12 protein-coding genes are annotated in these 18376 nt (G+C 64.5%); 8 read left to right on the top strand and 4 right to left on the bottom strand.

Annotated features, from left to right (window positions below):
• Positions 1 to 75 precede the first annotated feature (75 nt).
• Complete coding sequence (locus tag AC5ZG5_RS07970) at positions 76 to 1368, bottom strand: MFS transporter (RefSeq protein WP_456641353.1); 1293 nt, start codon at positions 1366 to 1368, stop codon at positions 76 to 78.
• Between the two features lie 145 nt (positions 1369 to 1513).
• On the opposite strand from AC5ZG5_RS07970, the gene AC5ZG5_RS07965 reads away from it, so the two are divergent.
• From AC5ZG5_RS07965 to AC5ZG5_RS07955, 3 genes are read left to right on the top strand one after another with little or no spacing between them, the layout of a single operon-like run.
• On the top strand, positions 1514 to 2188 hold the full coding sequence (locus tag AC5ZG5_RS07965) for an ABC transporter ATP-binding protein (RefSeq protein ID WP_456641354.1): 675 nt from the start codon (positions 1514 to 1516) through the stop codon (positions 2186 to 2188).
• Entirely contained in the window at positions 2185 to 4647 is a 2463-nt protein-coding gene (locus AC5ZG5_RS07960) for an ABC transporter permease (protein WP_456641355.1), read from the top strand. The genes AC5ZG5_RS07965 and AC5ZG5_RS07960 overlap by 4 nt, the downstream gene beginning before the upstream one ends.
• Positions 4637 to 5719: a lipocalin-like domain-containing protein gene (locus AC5ZG5_RS07955; protein WP_456641356.1), complete on the top strand. Its 1083-nt coding sequence runs from the start codon at positions 4637 to 4639 to the stop codon at positions 5717 to 5719. Before AC5ZG5_RS07960 ends, AC5ZG5_RS07955 begins: the two co-directional genes overlap by 11 nt.
• Before the next feature lie 286 nt (positions 5720 to 6005).
• On the opposite strand, the gene AC5ZG5_RS07950 is transcribed toward AC5ZG5_RS07955, so the two are convergent.
• The 3 genes from AC5ZG5_RS07950 to AC5ZG5_RS07940 form a co-directional block, all read right to left on the bottom strand.
• Positions 6006 to 7196 (bottom strand): ABC transporter substrate-binding protein, encoded by a 1191-nt coding sequence (locus AC5ZG5_RS07950; protein WP_028167246.1) that lies wholly within the window; start codon positions 7194 to 7196, stop codon positions 6006 to 6008.
• A 175-nt stretch (positions 7197 to 7371) separates the two neighbouring features.
• Complete coding sequence (locus AC5ZG5_RS07945) at positions 7372 to 10527, bottom strand: efflux RND transporter permease subunit (protein WP_456641357.1); 3156 nt, start codon at positions 10525 to 10527, stop codon at positions 7372 to 7374.
• A complete protein-coding gene (locus tag AC5ZG5_RS07940; protein WP_456641504.1) occupies positions 10524 to 11660 on the bottom strand; it encodes an efflux RND transporter periplasmic adaptor subunit in 1137 nt (378 codons plus the stop codon). Before AC5ZG5_RS07940 ends, AC5ZG5_RS07945 begins: the two co-directional genes overlap by 4 nt.
• Positions 11661 to 12017: 357 nt before the next feature.
• Between AC5ZG5_RS07940 and AC5ZG5_RS07935 the strand changes: the two genes are divergently transcribed.
• The 5 genes from AC5ZG5_RS07935 (at position 12018) to AC5ZG5_RS07915 (ending at position 18267) form a co-directional block, all read left to right on the top strand.
• Complete coding sequence (locus AC5ZG5_RS07935; protein ID WP_456641358.1) at positions 12018 to 13172, top strand: iron-containing alcohol dehydrogenase; 1155 nt, start codon at positions 12018 to 12020, stop codon at positions 13170 to 13172.
• Between the two features lie 16 nt (positions 13173 to 13188).
• Entirely contained in the window at positions 13189 to 14739 is a 1551-nt protein-coding gene (locus AC5ZG5_RS07930) for an AMP-binding protein (protein ID WP_456641359.1), read from the top strand.
• Positions 14740 to 14863: 124 nt separating this feature from the next.
• Entirely contained in the window at positions 14864 to 15562 is a 699-nt protein-coding gene (locus AC5ZG5_RS07925; RefSeq protein WP_456641360.1) for a DUF2270 domain-containing protein, read from the top strand.
• A gap of 73 nt (positions 15563 to 15635) precedes the next feature.
• A complete protein-coding gene (locus AC5ZG5_RS07920; RefSeq protein ID WP_456641361.1) occupies positions 15636 to 16523 on the top strand; it encodes a TauD/TfdA dioxygenase family protein in 888 nt (295 codons plus the stop codon).
• Between the two features lie 148 nt (positions 16524 to 16671).
• On the top strand, positions 16672 to 18267 hold the full coding sequence (locus tag AC5ZG5_RS07915) for an ABC transporter substrate-binding protein (RefSeq protein WP_456641362.1): 1596 nt from the start codon (positions 16672 to 16674) through the stop codon (positions 18265 to 18267).
• Positions 18268 to 18376 lie beyond the last annotated feature (109 nt).

Below are 18376 nucleotides of genomic sequence, written 5' to 3'. Positions count from 1 at the left end.
CGAAATCCGGCCTCTCCCACAAGGGGAGAGGCGGTTCGAGTGTGCGGATGCTGTGTTAGCCTCACTACACCGAAACTATGTCGGCGATACCGCGCTCTTCAATTCGCTTGATGGCACCACTTCGCCGCGCAGCCTTGCGCGTTCGGTGTTGGGCCAGAGCAAGAGCACGCCGAGCAATCCGGATGTGATCATGATCGCGGCGTTGATGGTGAAGCCGGTCATGTAGCCGTCGAACAGATTCCCCGCGTGCTGGATCACGCTGCCCATGACCGCCGGCGCCACGATGCCGGCAAGCGTGTAGAGCGCGCCATAGATCGAGATCACGGCGCCGCGCTGCGACACCGGGGTGAACTCGCCGATCATCGGCGCACAGACCACATAGATCGACCCGCAGAGGCCGGAGCCGAAGACGAGCAGCGCGATCGTCATTCCGCCCGGCGCGACGTGGGGCATGATGGCCATGATGATGCCGCCGACGATCAGCGGCACCGAGCCGAGCACGCCGCGCGCGCCGCGGGTGGTGAAACCGCGCGCCAGCAACGACTGCGAAACCCAGCCCGTGAGCATGACGACGACGGCGCCGAACACCCATGGCAGGATCGAAACGAAGCCGGCCTGATGCTGCGAATAGCCTAGTCCCTTGACGATGAAGGGCGTGAACCAGGTGAGCCCAAGCGATAGCGCCCAGTACGCGCCGAAGGTGGCGGCAACGCAGCCGACGAAGGTCCGCGAGGTGAGAAGCCGCGAATAGGGAATGCGCTGCTCGCTGGCCGCCGTCGCCGCGCTCTCCACCAGCGGGCCTTCCTTGCCGAGGATCGCCCACGCCACCACCCACATCAGCCCGACGATCCCGAGGGCGCCGAACGCATAGTGCCAGTCGTGATTGACGATGATCCAGTTCAGCGCCGGGACGGCCAGGATCACGCCGAACGCCGAGCCCTGCGACAGGATCGCAATCGGCAAGGTTCGCTTCTCGTCGGGGAACCATTTGAAGATGGCATGCGCCGCCACCGACGCCGCGGGCCCCTCACCCGCACCGAGGATGATGCGGCAGATCAGAAGCGTGGCGAAGCCGACGGTGCCGACCATCGGGAACTGCGCCAGCGCCCAGATCAGCGCCAGCACCAGCAGCACCCAGCGGGTCTCGACGCGGTTGACGATGAAGCCGACCACGATGGCCGAGATCGAGAACAGGAAGAAGAAGGAGGAGCCGAGCAGGCCGAACTGCTCCGGATCGAGTTTCAGTTCGGTCATGATCGGCACGCCGGCGAGGCCGACCACGATCTTATCCGCGAAGTTCACCAGCATGAACAGGAACAGGAGGAAGGTGATCTTCCAGGCGCCTTTCGGCGTCGGCTGTGCGGTCATGCTTGGTTCTCCCCGTGGTTTTCTTGCTTGCTCGGCTCGGTTGTTCGGCTCTGTCGGCCAGGTTGTGCCCGATGCTAGCCTTGGGTTTCCTGACAAGGCAACCGCGGATTTTGACCTGCCGGCCCTGCCGTGGCATCGACAGCGCATGCCAAGTGGAAATCGTCCCGTGCTCGAGGTCACCGGCCTGAGGAAAAGCTATCGTTCGGCCGGCGAGGACATCGCGGTGCTGCGCGGCGTCAACCTTGCGGTTGCCGCGGGCGAAAGCGTGGCGCTGACCGGCGAATCCGGCAGCGGCAAGAGCACGCTGTTACACCTGATCGCCGGGCTCGATGCGGCCGATGGCGGCGAGATCGTTCTCGACGGCGTCAGCCTTTCCAACCTCGGCGAGGCCGGTCGTGCTGCACTGCGTCGCGACCGGCTGGGATTGGTGTTCCAGCAATTCAACCTGATCCCGAGCCTGACGGTTTCGGACAATCTTACCTTTCAGTCGCGGATCGCCGGACGGCATGATCCGAAATGGCACGACGAACTGGTGCAGCGGCTTGGACTGGCGGAGCTCTTGAAGCGATATCCGGAGCAATTGTCCGGCGGCCAGCAGCAGCGCGTCGCGATCGGCCGCGCGCTGGCGCCCAAGCCGCTGCTGCTGCTCGCAGACGAGCCGACCGGCAATCTCGACGAAGAGACCGCCGACGAGGTGCTGGCGCTGGCGCGCGATCTGGTGGCGCGGACCGGCTGCGGCTTCCTGATGGTGACACATAGCGCGCGGCTCGCAGCATTGCTCGACCGCCAGGTCAATTTGCATGCGGGGGTGATCGCATGAGCCGGGCGCTGTGGACGCTGGCAGTTCTGCTCAGCCATTGGCATCGGCATCCGATGCAGCTTGCGACGCTGCTGATCGGATTGATCTCCGCGACCGCGCTGTGGAGCGGCGTGCAGGCGCTGAACCAGCAGGCGCGCAACGCCTATGATCGGGCGGCGGCGACCTTCGGCGGCACCCGCACCGCGATGCTCGTCAGTCACGACAGCACCAGTTTTCCGCAGCACCTCTTCGTCGATCTGCGCCGCGCCGGCTGGCCGGTCTCGCCCGTGGTCGAGGGGCGCCTGCAGATCGGCGGACGACCATTCCGGCTGCTCGGCATCGAGCCGGTGACGCTGCCGGGCGAAGTCAGCACTGCGCCCGTGATCGGCCGGACCGATCTGCAGTCCTTTGTCACGCCGCCCGGTGAAATGCTGGTGGCGCCGGAGACGCTGGCAGACCTTGGCCTCAAAGAGGGCGAGCGGCCATCGTCGAATGGCGGCGTGCTGCTGCCGCCACTCCGCGTGCAGGCGCAGCTCGTGCCCGGCGTGCTCGTCGTCGATATCGGGATCGCGCAGCAGATCCTGAAGATGCCGGATCAAACCTCGCGCGTGCTGATCGGCAAATCCAGCGCCAGGCGCGCGCCGCTCGAAAGCATCGCAGGCGACCGGCTGCGCCTGGTCGAGCCCAACGCGGAAACCGATCTCGAGCGCCTCACCGACAGCTTCCATCTCAACCTGACCGCGTTCGGGCTGTTGTCGTTCTTCGTTGGCCTCTTCATCGTCAACTCCGCGATCGGGCTTGCCTTCGAGCAGCGGCTGCCGATGCTGCGCACCTTGCGCGCCTGCGGCGTGTCGGCGCGGATGCTGAACAGCGTGCTGGTAGCCGAGCTGGTATCGCTCGCGCTGGTCGCGGGCCTGGTGGGACTGATGTGCGGGTATGTCATCGCCGCCGCGCTGCTACCCGACGTCGCGGCCTCGTTGCGCGGGCTGTATGGCGCGCAGATTCCGGGACAACTGACATTGAAGGGCGAGTGGTGGCTCGCCGGCATCGCGATCAGCATCCTCGGCGCGCTGGCGGCCGCCGCCGCGAGCCTTGCCAAGGCGATCCGCATGCCGGTGCTATCATCGGCGCAGCCGCAGGCCTGGCAGCAGGCGCAGCGGCGCTGGCTGGTGTTTCAGAGCGCTGCCGCGCTTGCCGCCTTTGCCGTGGCCGGCGGCTTTCTCTGGTTCGGCGATTCCCTGCTCTCGGGCTTTGCCGTGCTCGCCGCGCTGATGCTCGGCGCCGCGCTGATCCTGCCGATGATTCTGGAGATCGCACTTGCGCTCGGCCAACGCAGCGCCGGGCGGCCGGTCAGTATCTGGTTCTGGGCCGACAGCCGCCAGCAGCTCTCGGGATTGTCACTGGCGCTGATGGCGCTGTTGCTTGCGCTCGCAGTCAATGTCGGCGTCGGTACCATGGTGGAGAGTTTCAGCCGCACTTTCCTGGTCTGGCTCGACGGACGGCTCGCTGCCGATGTCTATGTCAACGCGGCCAGTGATGCGCAGGCAAGTGAGATCAAGACCTGGCTGCGCGGGCGGAGCGAGGTGCAGGCGATCCTGCCCGGCGGCCGCGCGGATGCGCAGCTTGCGGGCATGCCGATCGAGGTGCTCGGCCTGCCCGATCAGGCCACCTTTCGCGACAACTGGCCGCTGCTGGAGTCGCGATCGGATGGATGGGACCGCCTGCGCGCCGGCGACACCTGCTTTGCCAGCGAGCAATTGTCGCGGCGGCTGAAGTTTGCGATCGGCGACCGGATCGAGGTGCCCGCGCCGGGCGGCAACTGGCCGCTGGAGATCGTCGGCATCTATGCCGACTACGGCAATCCCAAGGGCCAGGTGGCGGTGAACTTTGCCGCGCTGACGCGGCACTTTCCGGAAGTGCCGCAGACACGGTTCGGCCTCCGCGTCCCACCGCCCGCCGTGCCCGCGCTGATTGCCGAGCTGCAGCAGAAGTTCGGCCTCGATGACCGCAGCGTCGCTGATCAGACGACGGTGAAGGCGGAGTCGAAACGCATCTTCAACCGCACCTTCTCGGTTACGTCAGCACTCAACACCTTCACGCTCGGCGTCGCCGGCGTCGCGCTGCTCACGAGCCTCCTGACGCTGGCGAATTCCCGCCTACCGCAACTTGCGCCGCTGTGGGCGATCGGGCTGACGCGCGAGAGGCTCGCGCGGATCGAATTGCTGAAGACAATGGCGGTGGCGCTGATCACCTCGCTGTTTGCGCTGCCGCTCGGCCTTCTGGTGGCGTGGTGCCTGCTCGCGGTCGTGAATGTGAAAGCTTTCGGCTGGCGGTTGCCGTTCCAGGTGTTCCCGTTGCAACTGGTGGAACTGCTCGGCGTTGCCCTGGCGGCGGCGCTGTTGGCTGCGCTATTGCCTGTCATCCGGCTGGCGCGGATGCAGCCTGCGAGCCTGATACGGATCTTTGTCAATGAACGCTAACCCGATCTCGCGCCGCGCGTTCATGGGCGGCGCGCTTGCAGTTGGCGTCGTAAGCCAGGCGCATGCGCAAGGCTTTGCGGGGCTTGGCGAGACCGCCGACGGGTTCGCGCCGGTCGTGCCTGGAAAGCGTTTCGTCTTTCCTCTCGATCACGGCCCGCATCCGGAATTCCGCATCGAGTGGTGGTATGTGACCGCGAACCTCGTTGATCCGGCTGGCACGGCCCATGGCGTGCAATGGACGCTGTTCCGGCAGGCGATGCGCGCCGGCGCGCAGCTCGAAGGCTGGGCCAACCAGCAAATCTGGATGGGACATGCCGCGGTCACGCGCGCCGACACGCATCGTTACTCCGAGACATTTGCGCGGGGCGGCGTCGGACAGGCCGGCGTCGAGACGAGTCCGTTTGTCGGCTGGATCGATGGCTGGGAGATGCGTGGGCTCGACGGCTTCAATGCGGACAAAGTGGCGCCGCTGAAACTCAGCGCGACGGGCGCGGATTTCAGTTACGAGCTCCGGCTCGATGCGGAGCGGGCGCTGGTGCTGCAGGGCGACCGCGGCTACAGCAGGAAGTCCGATCGCGGACAGGCCTCCTATTACTACAGCCAGCCCTTCTTCAAGGCGGCCGGCCGCATCGTCATCGACGACAAGCCTGTCGACGTCACCGGGCAGGCCTGGATGGACCGCGAATGGAGCAGCCAGCCGCTCGCGTCCGACCAGACCGGCTGGGACTGGTTCTCGCTGCATCTGCCCAACGACGAAAAGCTGATGCTCTACCGGCTGCGCCAGAAGGACGGCAAGAGCAACCTGTTCGGCAACTGGATCGAACCGGACGGCCGTTCCAGCGAGATCGCTTCAAGCGATAACAGCATCATGCCGATCGCCTCCACCGAGATCGGCGGCCGCAAGGTGCCGACGGCATGGCGTATCGAAATTCCTGCGCGCGGGGTCAAGATCGAAACCAGGCCGCTCAACGCGCGAAGCTGGATGGGAACGGGTTTTTCCTACTGGGAGGGCCCGATCAGCTTTGCCGGCAGCCATGCCGGCGTCGGCTATCTCGAACTGACCGGCTATTGAATTCGCCGCGGTGAGCGTCAACAGCGCCTCAAACTCCGCCGTCGTCCCGGGCTTGACCCGGGATCCATAACCACAGGCGTTCATAGTGTGCTCCGCTGCAACGGCTTGTGCACGCCACCACGACCGCCTGTGGTTATGGGTCCCCGCCTTCGCGGGGACGACACCGGTGATTGGTTTGCCAGCTTGCGCAGGGTGGGCAAAGCGCAGCGTGCCCACCATCACGAGCGGAGTGCTTGAAGGTGGGCACGCTGCGCTTTGCCCACCCTACAAGTCTGTTAGCTAAGGATCATTTCGTCAGCGGGCAGCCGCTTTCCTTGGCGGTGAAGAAGGCCTTGTCGCCGGGCACCACGGCGAGCTGCTTGTAATAGTCCCACGGCTTCTTCGATTCCGAGGGCTTCTTGACCTCGAACAGGTAGAGGTCGTGCACCATGCGGCCGTTCTCCTGCACCTTGCCCTTCGCGAAGGCGTCGTCGACCGGCAGCTCCTTCAGCTTTTTCGCCACCTTATCGCTGTCCTTGGTTCCGGCGGCCTTCACGGCCTTCAGATAGGACAGCGTCGCCGAATAGGTGCCGGCGTGGATCATGCTCGGCATGTGGCCGGTGCGCTTGATGAAGCGTTCGCTGAAGGCGCGCGAGGCGTCGTCGTGGTCCCAGTAAAACCCTTCGGTGAGCACAAGACCCTGCGCGGCTTCCAGCCCGAGCCCGTGGACCTCGGACAGCGTCATCAGCAGGCCAGCAAGCTTCTGCCCGCTCTTGACGATGCCGAACTCGGCCGCCTGCTTGATCGAGTTGGTGGTGTCGAGGCCGGCATTGGCAAGGCCTACGATCTTCGCCTTCGAGCTCTGCGCCTGCAGCAGGAAGGACGAGAAATCCGACGAGTTCAGGGGCACGCGCACCGAGCCCAGCACCTTGCCGCCCTTTTCCTTGACGATGTCGCTGGTGTCCTTTTCCAGCGCGTAGCCGAAGGCGTAGTCGGCAGTCAGGAAAAACCAGGTATCGCCGCCCGCCTGCACCAGCGCGCCGCCGGTGCCCACCGCCAGGGCGCGGGTGTCATAGGCCCAGTGGAAACCGTAGGGCGTGCAGGCATCGCCTGTGATGCGGGAGGTCGCCGCGCCAACGACGATGTCGATCTTCTTCTTCTCGTTGGAGAGTTCCTGGACCGCGAGCGCCACCGAAGAGGTGGTCAGCTCGGTGATCATGTCGACGCCTTCGGTATCGTACCAGCGCCGCGCGATCGCAGAGGCGAGATCGGGCTTGTTCTGGTGATCGGCGGTGACGAGCTCGATCTTGTGCCCCAGCACCTCGCCGCCGAAATCTTCGATGGCCATCCTGGCGGCCTCGAGCGAATACTTGCCGCCGTAATCGGCATAGACGCCGGACTGGTCGTTCAGGATGCCGATCTTGACGCCCTGGGCAAAACTCGGAGTTGACAGCAAAAGGCCGCCAAGGGCGACGGCGGCGAGCAATCCCGATTTCATAAATGATCTCCCTGCAGTTTCTGTTCGGAATATCAGCGAATGATATTTTATAACCCTGCGGCTGCCCATCACTTTCGGCTCAGCCATTAGTGGGGCTTGCGCCTGTCTCTCTTCTCGTCATTCCGGGGCGCGCGACAGCGCGAGCCCGGAATGACGGCGGAGCTGGACGCGGCGCTCAAGCTTCCACCGGCTTCTTCGGATGCCTGGGATCGGCGAGTCCGCGCACCACCATGTAGAAGATCGGCGTGAAGATCAGGCCGAACAGGGTGACGCCGAGCATGCCGAAGAACACGGCGACCCCGACCGCCTGGCGCATCTCCGAGCCCGAGCCGGTCGAGACCACCAATGGCAGCACGCCGAGGATGAAGGCGAACGACGTCATCAGGATCGGCCGCAGCCGCAGGCGGCAGGCCTCGATCACCGCCTCCAGCCGCGGCTTGCCCTCGGCCTCGATGTCGCGCGCGAACTCGACGATCAGGATCGCGTTCTTGGCGGCGAGGCCGACCAGCACGACGAAACCGATCTGGGTCAGGATGTTGACGTCCTGTCCCATGATGCGCACGCCGATGGTCGCGGCCAGCAGGCACATCGGCACGATCAGGATCACCGCGAACGGCAGGCTCCAGCTGCCATATTGCGCGGCGAGCACGAGATAGACGAACAGCACGCAGATCGGGAACACGTAGAGCCCGGCATTGCCGCCGGTGATTTGCTGATACGACAGGTCGGTCCACTCGAACGCAAAACCGCTCGGCAGCGTTGCATCGGCGAGCTGTTTGATGGTGTCGAGTGCGGTCTGCGAACTCGTGCCGGGTGCCGGCTCGCCCTGCAGCTCGGATGCCGAATAGAGGTTGTAGCGCGCGACGCGGTCGGGCCCGGAGACGTCGCGGAATTCGACCACGCTGCCGAGCAGCACCATGTCGCCCGCGGCATTGCGTGTCCGCAGCCGCGCGAGATCGGAGGTTTCCTTGCGGAACGGCAGGTCAGCCTGCGCGGTGACGTGATAGGTGCGGCCGAACAGGTTGAAGTCGTTGACGTAGGTCGAGCCGAAATAGGTCTGGATGGTGTCGTTGATGCTTGCGATCGGCACGCCGAGCTTCTGCGCCTTGATGCGGTCAATGTCGACGAACACTTGCGGCGTATTCGCGGTGAACGGCGAGAACACCGAGGTGAGATATGGCGACTTGCGCGCGGCAGCGACAAGCTCGTCGGTCGCGGCGGCCAGCAGCTCGGGGCCGCGGCCCTGGCGATCCTGGATACGGATGGTGAAGCCGCCGCCGGTGCCGATACCCGGCACCGCAGGCGGCGGGATCACGATGATGAAGGCCCCCTGGATCACAGACAGGCGCTTGCGCAGCTCGGCCGTGATCGCGGTCGCCGACAACCCTTTCTTCTGGCGCGCCTCCGGCTCATCGAACACGGGGAACAGCGCCGCGGCATTGCCCGACTGCGTGCGCGTTGCGCCCGAGAAGCCGGCAAAGGCCGCGACGCGCACGATGCCCGGCGTGTCGAGCGCGATCCGCTCGATCTCGCGCACCACCGCCGTGGTGCGAGCCAGCGATGCCGCCCCCGGCAATTGCACCGACACGATGATGTAGCCGCGATCCTGCGCCGGGATGAAGCCCTGCGCCGTGGTCGCGAGCAACCAGCCGGCGCTGCCGATCAGCGCGACATAGATCAGCAGCATCACCGCCGTATGGCGGATCACGAAGTCGGCCGCTGCGGCATAGCCATGCGACAGCCGGTCGAACAGGCGGTTGAAGACGGCCGTGAACTTCTCCCAGCCACGGGCAATGATATTCCAGCGCGCCGCCGGCCGCTTCTCCTCATGCGGCACCAGGATCAGCGAGGCCAGCGCCGGCGACAGCGTCAGCGAGCAGAAGCAGGAGATCGCGGTTGCGACCGCGATGGTGACGGCGAATTGCTGGAAGAACTGGCCCGAGATGCCGCCGAGGAATGCGGTCGGCACGAACACCGCACACAGCACCAGCGCGATCGAGACCAGCGCTCCGCCGACCTCCTCCATCGTCTTGAGCGCGGCATCGCGCCGGCTCATTCCGTGCTCGAGATGCCGCTCGACATTCTCGACCACCACGATGGCGTCGTCGACCACGATGCCGACCGCCAGCACCAGGCCGAACAGCGTCAGATTGTTGATCGAGAAGCCGAGCGCAGCCATCACCGCGAAGGTGCCGACCAGCGACACCGGGATTGCGATGATCGGAATGATCGCCGGCCGCCACCCCTGCAGGAACACCAGCACCACGATGACGACGAGCAGCATCGCCTCGTAGATGGTCTTGATCAGCTCGTGGATGGATTGTGCGATGAATTCGGTCGGGTTGTAGCCGATATTGTAGTCGAGCCCTTTCGGGAAGCTCGCCTTGAGCTTGACCATCGTATCGGAGATTTCCTTGGCGGTGGCGAGCGCGTTCGAGCCGGGCCGCTGCGTCACCAGCATGCCGACCGCCGATTTCTTGAGCAGGAAGCTGTTGGTGCTATAGGACAGCGCGCCAAGTTCGACCCGGGCAACGTCGCGCAGGCGCACGGTGCGGCCGTCGGCGCCGGCCCTGACCACGATATCCTCGAACTGCCTGGGATCCTTGAGACGGCCGGTAAAGACAAGGTTGGGCTGGAACGCGCGATCCGCAATCGGCGGCTCCGCGATCTGTCCGCCCGCGATCTGCAGGTTCTGCGCGCGGATCGCCGCCAGCACCTCGGTCGAGGTCAAGCCGAGATTGGCGAGGCGGTCGGGATCCAGCCACAGCCGCATCGAGTAATCGCGCGCGCCGAAGATCTGGATGTCGCCGACGCCGTCGAGCCGGAGCAACTGGTCGCGGACCTGCAGCAGCGCGTAGTTGGAGATGTAGAGCTGGTCGAAGCTGTCATCGGGCGACAGCATGAATACGACCATCAGGATATCAGGGCTATTCTTGCGCGTGGTCACGCCGTTGCGCTGCACCTCTTCGGGCAGCCGCGGCTGCGCGATCGCGACGCGGTTCTGCACCAGCACCTGGGCGGTGTCGAGGTTGGTGCCAAGCTTGAAGGTGACGGTAATGGTGAGCTGGCCGTTCGAGGTGGCCTGGCTGTAGAGATACAGCATGTCCTCGACGCCGTTGATCTCCTGCTCGATCGGGGCAGCGACGGTGTCGGAGACGGTCTGCGCGGAGGCGCCGGGATAATTGGTGGTGACTACCACGGTGGGTGGCACCACTTGCGGATATTCCGAGACCGGCAGGGTGGTGTAGGCGATCGCGCCGACGATCAGGAGCACGATCGACAGCACCATCGCCAGGATGGGCTGGTTGATGGAAAGCCGCCCGAGGTTCATGATTTGCCACCGCTCGCGGCTTGTGCGGGATGCGGGCTCACCTTGGCGCCGACGCGAGCGCGCTGCAGGCCATCGACGATCACACGGTCGTCCGCCTTGAGGCCTTCGCGGACCACGCGCAGACCTTCGTCGAGCGGGCCGAGCGTCACGGGCTTTGCCTCCACCGTGTCGTCGTCCTTGACCACGAACACGATCTTGCGCGACTGGTCGGTGGCGACAGCCGTGTCGGGCACGAGCAGCGCCTCATAAGGCGAGCTGCCGATGATCCGCACGCGGCCGAACTGTCCGGGCAGGATCGAGAGATCCTTGTTCGGAATCACCGCGCGGCTGCGCAGGGTGGCGGTCGAGACATCCAGCCGGTTGTCGAGGAAATCCATCTTGCCTTCGTGCGAGGGCCTGGTTTCGCCGGTCAGCGTCACCTGGACCGGATTGGGCGTATCGCGCGAACTCGGCCGTTTGCCCTCGAACCAGAGCCGGTTGTTCCGCAGATAGGTCGCCTCGTCGACGTCGAAATAGATGTAGATCGGGTCGAGCGACACGATCGAGGTGAGCAGGGTCGCGCCGCCCTCGCTGCCCTGCACAAGATTGCCGACGCTGACGAGATGGCGGCTGACGCGGCCGGTGAGCGGCGCCAGCACATGGGTGAATTCGATGTTGAGCTGGGCTGCCTTGAGCGCGCCCTCGGCCTGCGTCTCGGCGGCATGGGCTGCCTGCAAGGCCTGACGGCGCTGGTCGACGACCTGTTCGGAGACTGCACTGGTCTGAACCAGGTTCAGGCCGCGGTCGAGCTCGCGCTTGGCGAGCTCTGCCTTGGCACGCGCGTCCGCAAGTTGTCCCTCGGCCTGCTTGGCGACGGCCTCGAACGGGCGCGGGTCGATCACGTAAAGCAGGTCGCCGGCGCGGACGATGGCGCCATCGCGAAACTCGACGCTGGTGACGAAGCCGCCGACGCGGGCGCGAACCTGGACCTCCTCGATCGCTTCGAACCGCCCGGTGAATTCGTCCCAATCCGTGACCGTGCGCTTGGTCGGCTGCGCCACCGTGACCGCAGGGGCCGGCGCCGCCGCCTGTGGCTGCTGCTTGTCGCCACAGCCCGACAATGCCAAGGCAGACGTTGCCAAGGCAATGAGCAAGCCAAGCGCGCTGACGCCGCGCCGTGAGTTGGCCGTGAGGTTCCCCGTCCTGTCGGTCGCGCCCAAGTCGATCTCCCCCTGAACAGCACAGCCGGTGCGCCCCATGCGCTCCTCGGATGCGCACCTTACACGCAGCGGAGGTCAAAGATGTGACCGGAAGCCAGTCTGTTCAAGAGAGGGACGGGATCAAGCAAAATCATTGTCCATTTTTCGAGGCCGCACGCCGACGCAAGCGGCGTTCGCCTCCGCAAAGCTCGACTCCGGAGACGCCGATGGCGCATCTAAGGGCATGACGAGCCGTTCCGGCTCCGTTAGATTGTCGTCAAAGAAAATAAATCTTTCAGGGAGGGTCGGCTCGTGCACCGAGGACGTGTCGTATTTGGCGCAATGGAGGAGGTCGTGTTCGGCCGCCAGGCGGCTGAGGCGATCGTCGAGCAGGTGGCGCGTGTGGCCGCGCAGCGCGCCTTCCTGATGGTCAGCGGAACGCTCAACCGCACGACCGACGAAATCGAGCGAATCCGCGCCGCGCTGGGCGCAGCCTGCGCCGGCACCTTCGATGCGATGCCGCCGCATACGCCGCGCTCCGCCGTGGTCGCGGCAGCCGAGCAGGCGCGCGCCGCGAAAGCCGACCTTATCGTCACGATCGGCGGCGGCTCGATCACCGACGGCGCCAAGGCGGTGCAGCTATGCCTCGCCAACGACATCCGCAAGGCCGACTACATCGACAAAGTCCGCACCAGCCACGGCGTAACGCCTCAAATCAATGCACCCATCGTACGCCAGATCAGCGTGCCGACGACGATCGCAGGCGGCGAGTTCACCGCGATCGCCGGCGTCACCAACGAGAAGAAACGGGTCAAGGAGCTGCTGACCCATCCCCTGGTGATGCCGCGCGCCGTCATCCTCGATCCCTGGCTTTCGCTGCATACGCCGGAATGGCTGTGGCTTTCGACCGGCATCCGCGCGGTCGATCATTGCGTCGAGGGCATCTGCTCGAATGAATCGCACCCTTATGCCGATGCACAGGCGCTGAAGGGACTGTCGATGCTGGCGCAAGCCCTGCCGCAGGTCAAAGCCGATGCAACCGACATCGACGCGCGGCTGGACTGCCAGATCGGCACCTGGCTGTCGACGGGGCCGCTCGCCTCCGGCGTGCCGATGGGCGCGAGCCATGGCATCGGCTATGTGCTCGGCGCCGAATTCGACGTGCCGCACGGCTACACCTCCTGCGTGATGCTGCCGGCGGCGATGCGCTGGAATAAGTCCGCCAATGCGGAGCGGCAGGCGCAGGTCGCCGCCGCCATGGGCCATCCCGGTCAGGACGCCGGCGACGTGCTCGACAACTTCATCCGCGGACTGGGCCTGCCGCGCAGCCTTCAGGACGTGCGGATCGGCCCCGAACATTTCGACCATATCGCGGCGCAGGCGATGAAGACGCCGTGGGTTCCGCGCAATCCGCGCGCTATCGCAGGGCCCGAGCAGGTCCGCGAGATTCTTCTGCTGGCAGCATGAGGGACATTTTCCACTGATGTATACCGGAAAGCACGCTTATCTGCGCCCGTTGCAACCGGCCTTCATCATGGCTGCGACGGGCGAGACCGTCACCTATCGCGAGCTCGAGGTGCGCAGCAACCGCCTGGCGCACCTGTTTCGAAAATGCGGCCTGAAGCGGCTGGAGCACTATGCGATCTTCATGGAGAACAACAATCGCTATCTGGAGGCCTGCGGCGCCGGCGAGCGCTCCGGCCTCTATTTCACCTGCGTGAATTCCTATCTGACCCCAAGCGAGCTCGCCTACATCCTCACCAACAGCCAGTCGCGCATCCTGATCACGTCGAGGGCAAAACTCGACGTCGCGCGCGAGGCGCTGAAGGAATGTCCGCAGGTCGAGCTCTGCATCGTCGCCGACGGCGAGGGCGAAAGCGATCGCATCGTCGGGCTACAGCAGGTGACTGCGGGCCTTCCTGCGACGCCGATCGAGGATGAAGCGATCGGCACCGCGATGCTCTATTCGTCCGGCACCACAGGTCGGCCCAAAGGCATCCTGCGGCCGCTGCCGGAGCAAGCGCCGTCACAGCAACTGCCGCTGTTCGATTTCCTGCAGAAACTCTGGCACTACCGCGAGGGGATGATCTATCTATCGCCCGCGCCGCTCTATCATTCGGCGCCGCAGGCGGCCGTCAATCTCACCATCCGCGTCGGCGGCACCGTCGTTATCATGGAGAGCTTCGATCCCGAGCGTTATCTGCAGCTCGTCGAGCAATGGGGCATCACGCACAGCCAGCTCGTGCCGACGATGTTCTCGCGAATGCTGAAGCTGCCGGAGGAGGTGCGCAAACGCTACGACCTGTCGTCGCTTGAGATCGCGATCCACGCCGCCGCCCCCTGCCCAGCGCTCGTGAAGGAGGACATCATCAACTGGTGGGGGCCGATCATCCACGAATATTACGGCGCGACCGAGGGTCTCGGCTTCACCGCCTGCAATACCGAGGAGTGGCTGTCCCATCGCGGCACTGTCGGCAAGGTGCTGCTCGGCGACCTGCATATCCTCGACGAGAACATGCAGCCGAGCCCCAAGGGGACGCCGGGCACGGTGTGGTTCAAGACCGCCTCGGCCTTTGAATATTTCAACGATCCCGCCAGGACGCGTGAGGCACGCTCGGCGGACGGCAGCATGAGCACGGTCGGCGACGTCGGCTATGTCGACGATGACGGCTATCTCTATCTCACCGACCGTTCGACCTTCATGATCATCTCCGGCGGAGTGAACATCTATCCGCAGGAGTGCGAAAACCTCTTGATCACCCATCCCACGGTCGCGGACGCCGCCGTGTTCGGCGTGCCCAACGCCGATCTCGGCGAGGAGGTGAAAGCGGTGGTGCAGCCGATGCATGACGTGGTGCCGGGACCCGATCTTGCCGAGGAATTGATCGCGTTCTGCGCGCAATCGCTGTCGCGCCAGAAAGTGCCGCGCTCGATCGATTTCGAGGCGGAACTGCCGCGGCTGCCGACCGGCAAGCTCTACAAACGCCTGTTGCGCGACCGCTATTGGGGCAACAAGACCTCGCGCATCGTGTGAGCTGGCCATCTGCGCTCGCGCTGCGACGAAGGCGTGGACGTGTGCGCCGAGGCTGGACTCGCTCGGTGGGGCGTGTCTGCGCTATAGTGCCTGCCCGTCTGCCAGCTTCGTCGGGAGGCACGCCATGGCATTGCCCGAGCCACGCGAGCCCACGCCGCTATCGGCCCCAAGGCTCGAATTCACTGCCGCAGAGATTGGCGCCCTCGCCCACCTCTATCGCGGCGAGGTTTACCGAAGCACAGTCTGGCGCACGCGCCTCGACAGTTCGACCAACTGGGCGGTGGTCACAACGGGCATTGCCTTGTCGGCCACCTACAGCAGCGCCGACGCGTCGCCTTTGCCGATGGTCCTCGTCGGCCTGCTTGTCACCGTGTTCCTGCTGTTCGAGGCCCGGCGCTACCGCTACTTCAATGTCTGGCGCGCCCGCGCGCGCCTGCTCGAGACCGATTTTTACGCGCCGATGATCCGCGGCGAACGGCTTGACCCGAATTCGACCTGGACCGAGCTGCTCGCCAATGATTATCGCAATCCGAGCTATCACATCAGCTATGCGCGCGCGATCGGCCGAAGGCTGCGCCGCACCTATGGCTGGATCTTCGCCATCCAGGCCATCGCCTATTACGGCAAGCTCGCGATCCATCCGGCGCCGCTGACCACCCTTGCCGAAGTTTGGGAGCGAGCCGCGATCGGCCCCATTCCGGGGATCCTGGTCGTTCTTGCGGGAGTCCTCTTTCATGCAAGCTGGGCGATTTTCGCGCTTGTCACGTATCGAGTCGAAACCACCAGCCGACGCGAGCGGCAGAGCCTCATCGCGATGGGTTGATACGTCGCCGCGTTGCCCGGCTGCAGCTTTTGCCCTAAGTCTTGAGCAACAAAAAGGCTAGGGAGGATGGCCGATGGACGTGGTCCGGGTTGGTCCGGGATTCGCTGCGGAAATTCGCGGTGTGACGCTGGGCGATGTCGCCAGAAGCAAGGCCGCTTATGCTGCAGTGCGTGCAGCATTTGAAGCGCACTCGGTCCTGGTGTTTCGCGACCAGGACGTGTCAGACGAAAAGCAATTGGCGTTCTCGCGCCGTTTCGGCCCGCCGGAAGTGACAAAGGTCGGTTCCATGGGAACGGGATCGCATTTCGTGATCCTCACGACCATCGGTCCCGACGGCAACGTGGTGCCACCCGATCATCGCCAGGCGCTGCGCAGCAAGGCCAACCAGCTCTGGCACACCGATTCCTCCTTCAAGCGCGTGCCGGCGCTGACCTCGATCCTGTCGGCACGAGTGATTCCCGATCATGGCGGCGAGACCGAATTCGTCTCCACCCGCCTTGCGTTCGAACTGCTGGACGAGGGACTCGCAAAGCAGCTCGAAAACTCCTTCGCCTGGCATTCCTACGCGCATTCGCGCGACCAGATCGCGCCCGGCCTTGCAACGCCTGAGGAGATGGCGGTGCTGCCGCCGGTGTGCTGGCGCATGGTGTGGCGCAACCCCGCCAACGGCCGCGGCGCACTCTATCTCGCATCGCACGCCTATGCGATCGAAGGCATGGCGCCTGCTGCGGGCAAGAAGCTGATCGATGAACTGATGGCGGCAGCCACCGTGCCGGGAACGACCTACTTGCACAAATGGCGGCAGGGCGATGTCGTGATGTGGGACAACCGCGCCACCATGCATCGCGGGCGGCCGTGGCCGGCGCATGAGCCGCGGCTGATGATCCGCACCACGATCTCGGCGACAGAGGCCGACGGTCTCGCCGGCATGGGCCTGCCCTCGCCACAAGCGGCAGAATAGCGGCCCGCATTGCAGCGCCTAATGTCGCAGGCTCGGCATTTCATCCGAATTGCCGATCCTCATGCATACGACGCTGGTTGCTCAGACCTCACACCATGGTATCCTCCATGCCAAATCGGCCATAGAGACCGAACGTCGGGAGGAAATGATGCGGAGCGTGCGAGCGCTGGCCGTGGCAGCGCTGTGTTGGCTTGCGGCTTGCGATGTTTCGCTGGCGGAGACACCGAAGTCCGGCGGCATTCTCAGGATGTATCACCGCGACAGTCCAGGCAGCGCCTCGATCCACGAAGGCGCAAGCTATTCGTTCAACGTTCCCTTCATGCCGATCTTCAATAACCTGGTGATCTTCAACCAGCATATTCCGCAGAACAGCGTCGATACGATCGTGCCGGAACTCGCGGAGAGCTGGGCCTGGAGCGATGACAAGAAGAAATTGACGTTCAAGCTTCGCAACGGCGTCAAATGGCATGACGGCAAGCCGTTCACCTCGGCCGATGTCAAATGCACCTTCGACCTGTTGATGGGCAAGTCGCAACAGAAGTTCCGCCAGAACCCGCGGAAATCCTGGTACGATCAGGTCAATGACGTCACCATCAATGGCGATTACGAGGCCTCATTCAACCTGAAGCGGCCGCAGCCCGCGCTATTGTCGCTGCTCGCCTCCGGCTATAGCCCGATCTATCCCTGCCATGTCTCGCCGGCGGAAATGCGCACCAAGCCGATCGGCACGGGTCCGTTCAAGTTCGTCGAGTTCAAGGCCAACGAGTCGATCAAGCTGACGAAGAACCCGGACTACTTCAGGAAGGGCCTGCCCTATCTCGACGGCATTGAATTCACCATTGTGCCGAACCGCTCGACGGCGATCCTTGGCTTCGTCTCCGGCAAGTTCGACATGACGTTCCCGACTGAAGTATCGATCCCGCTCTTGAAGGATGTCAAATCGCAGGCGCCCAATGCGATCTGCGTGGTGGAACCGAGCAACGTTGCCACCAACATCATCATCAATTCGTCGGCGCCGCCGTTCGACAATCTCGACATCCGCCGCGCGCTGGCGCTGGCCCTTGACCGCAAGGCGTTCATCTCGATCCTGTTCGAGGGACAGGCTGACATCGGCGGCACCATGCAGCCCGCGCCGGCGGGATTGTGGGCGATGCCGAAGGAGATGCTGGAGACGATCCCGGGCTATGGGCCCGACGTCAACGCCAACCGCGAGCATGCGCGCAAGTTGATGCAGAAGGCGGGCTACGGCCCCGACAAGCATCTGCAGATCAAGGTTTCGACTCGCAACATCCCGATCTACCGCGACCCCGCCATCATCCTGATCGACCAGCTCAAGACCATCTATATCGACGCCGAGCTCGATGTCGTCGACACCGCGCAATGGTTCCCGAAGGTCGCGCGCAAGGACTATTCGCTGGGCCTGAACCTCACCGGCAACGCGGTCGACGAGCCCGACCAGTCGTTCTACGAGAACTATTCCTGCGACTCCGAACGGAACTACACCAACTACTGCAATCGCGAGATCGAAAAGCTGTTCGACCAGCAGTCGGCCGAGACCGATCCCGAGAAGCGCAAGAAGCTGGTGTGGGAGATCGACAAGAAACTGCAGGAAGACGTGGCGCGGCCCATCATCCTGCACAGCCGCACCGGAACCTGCTGGCAACCTTACGTCAAGAACGTGACGGTCATGTCCAACAGCTCCTACAACGGCTACCGTTACGAAGACGTCTGGATGGACAAGTAGCGTCCGCGAGGTGACGAGATGGGATCGAGTCAGCCTCCGCCTCGGGAGTCCCCACCTCTCCCAAAGGGAGAGGTCGCGCTGAAGGCGCGGGTGAGGGGTTACGCCCTAT

This window comes from Bradyrhizobium sp. Ses1, assembly GCF_059512365.1.
Note: the sequence above shows the minus strand (reverse complement) of the source record. Positions and strands in the feature narration are given on the sequence as shown.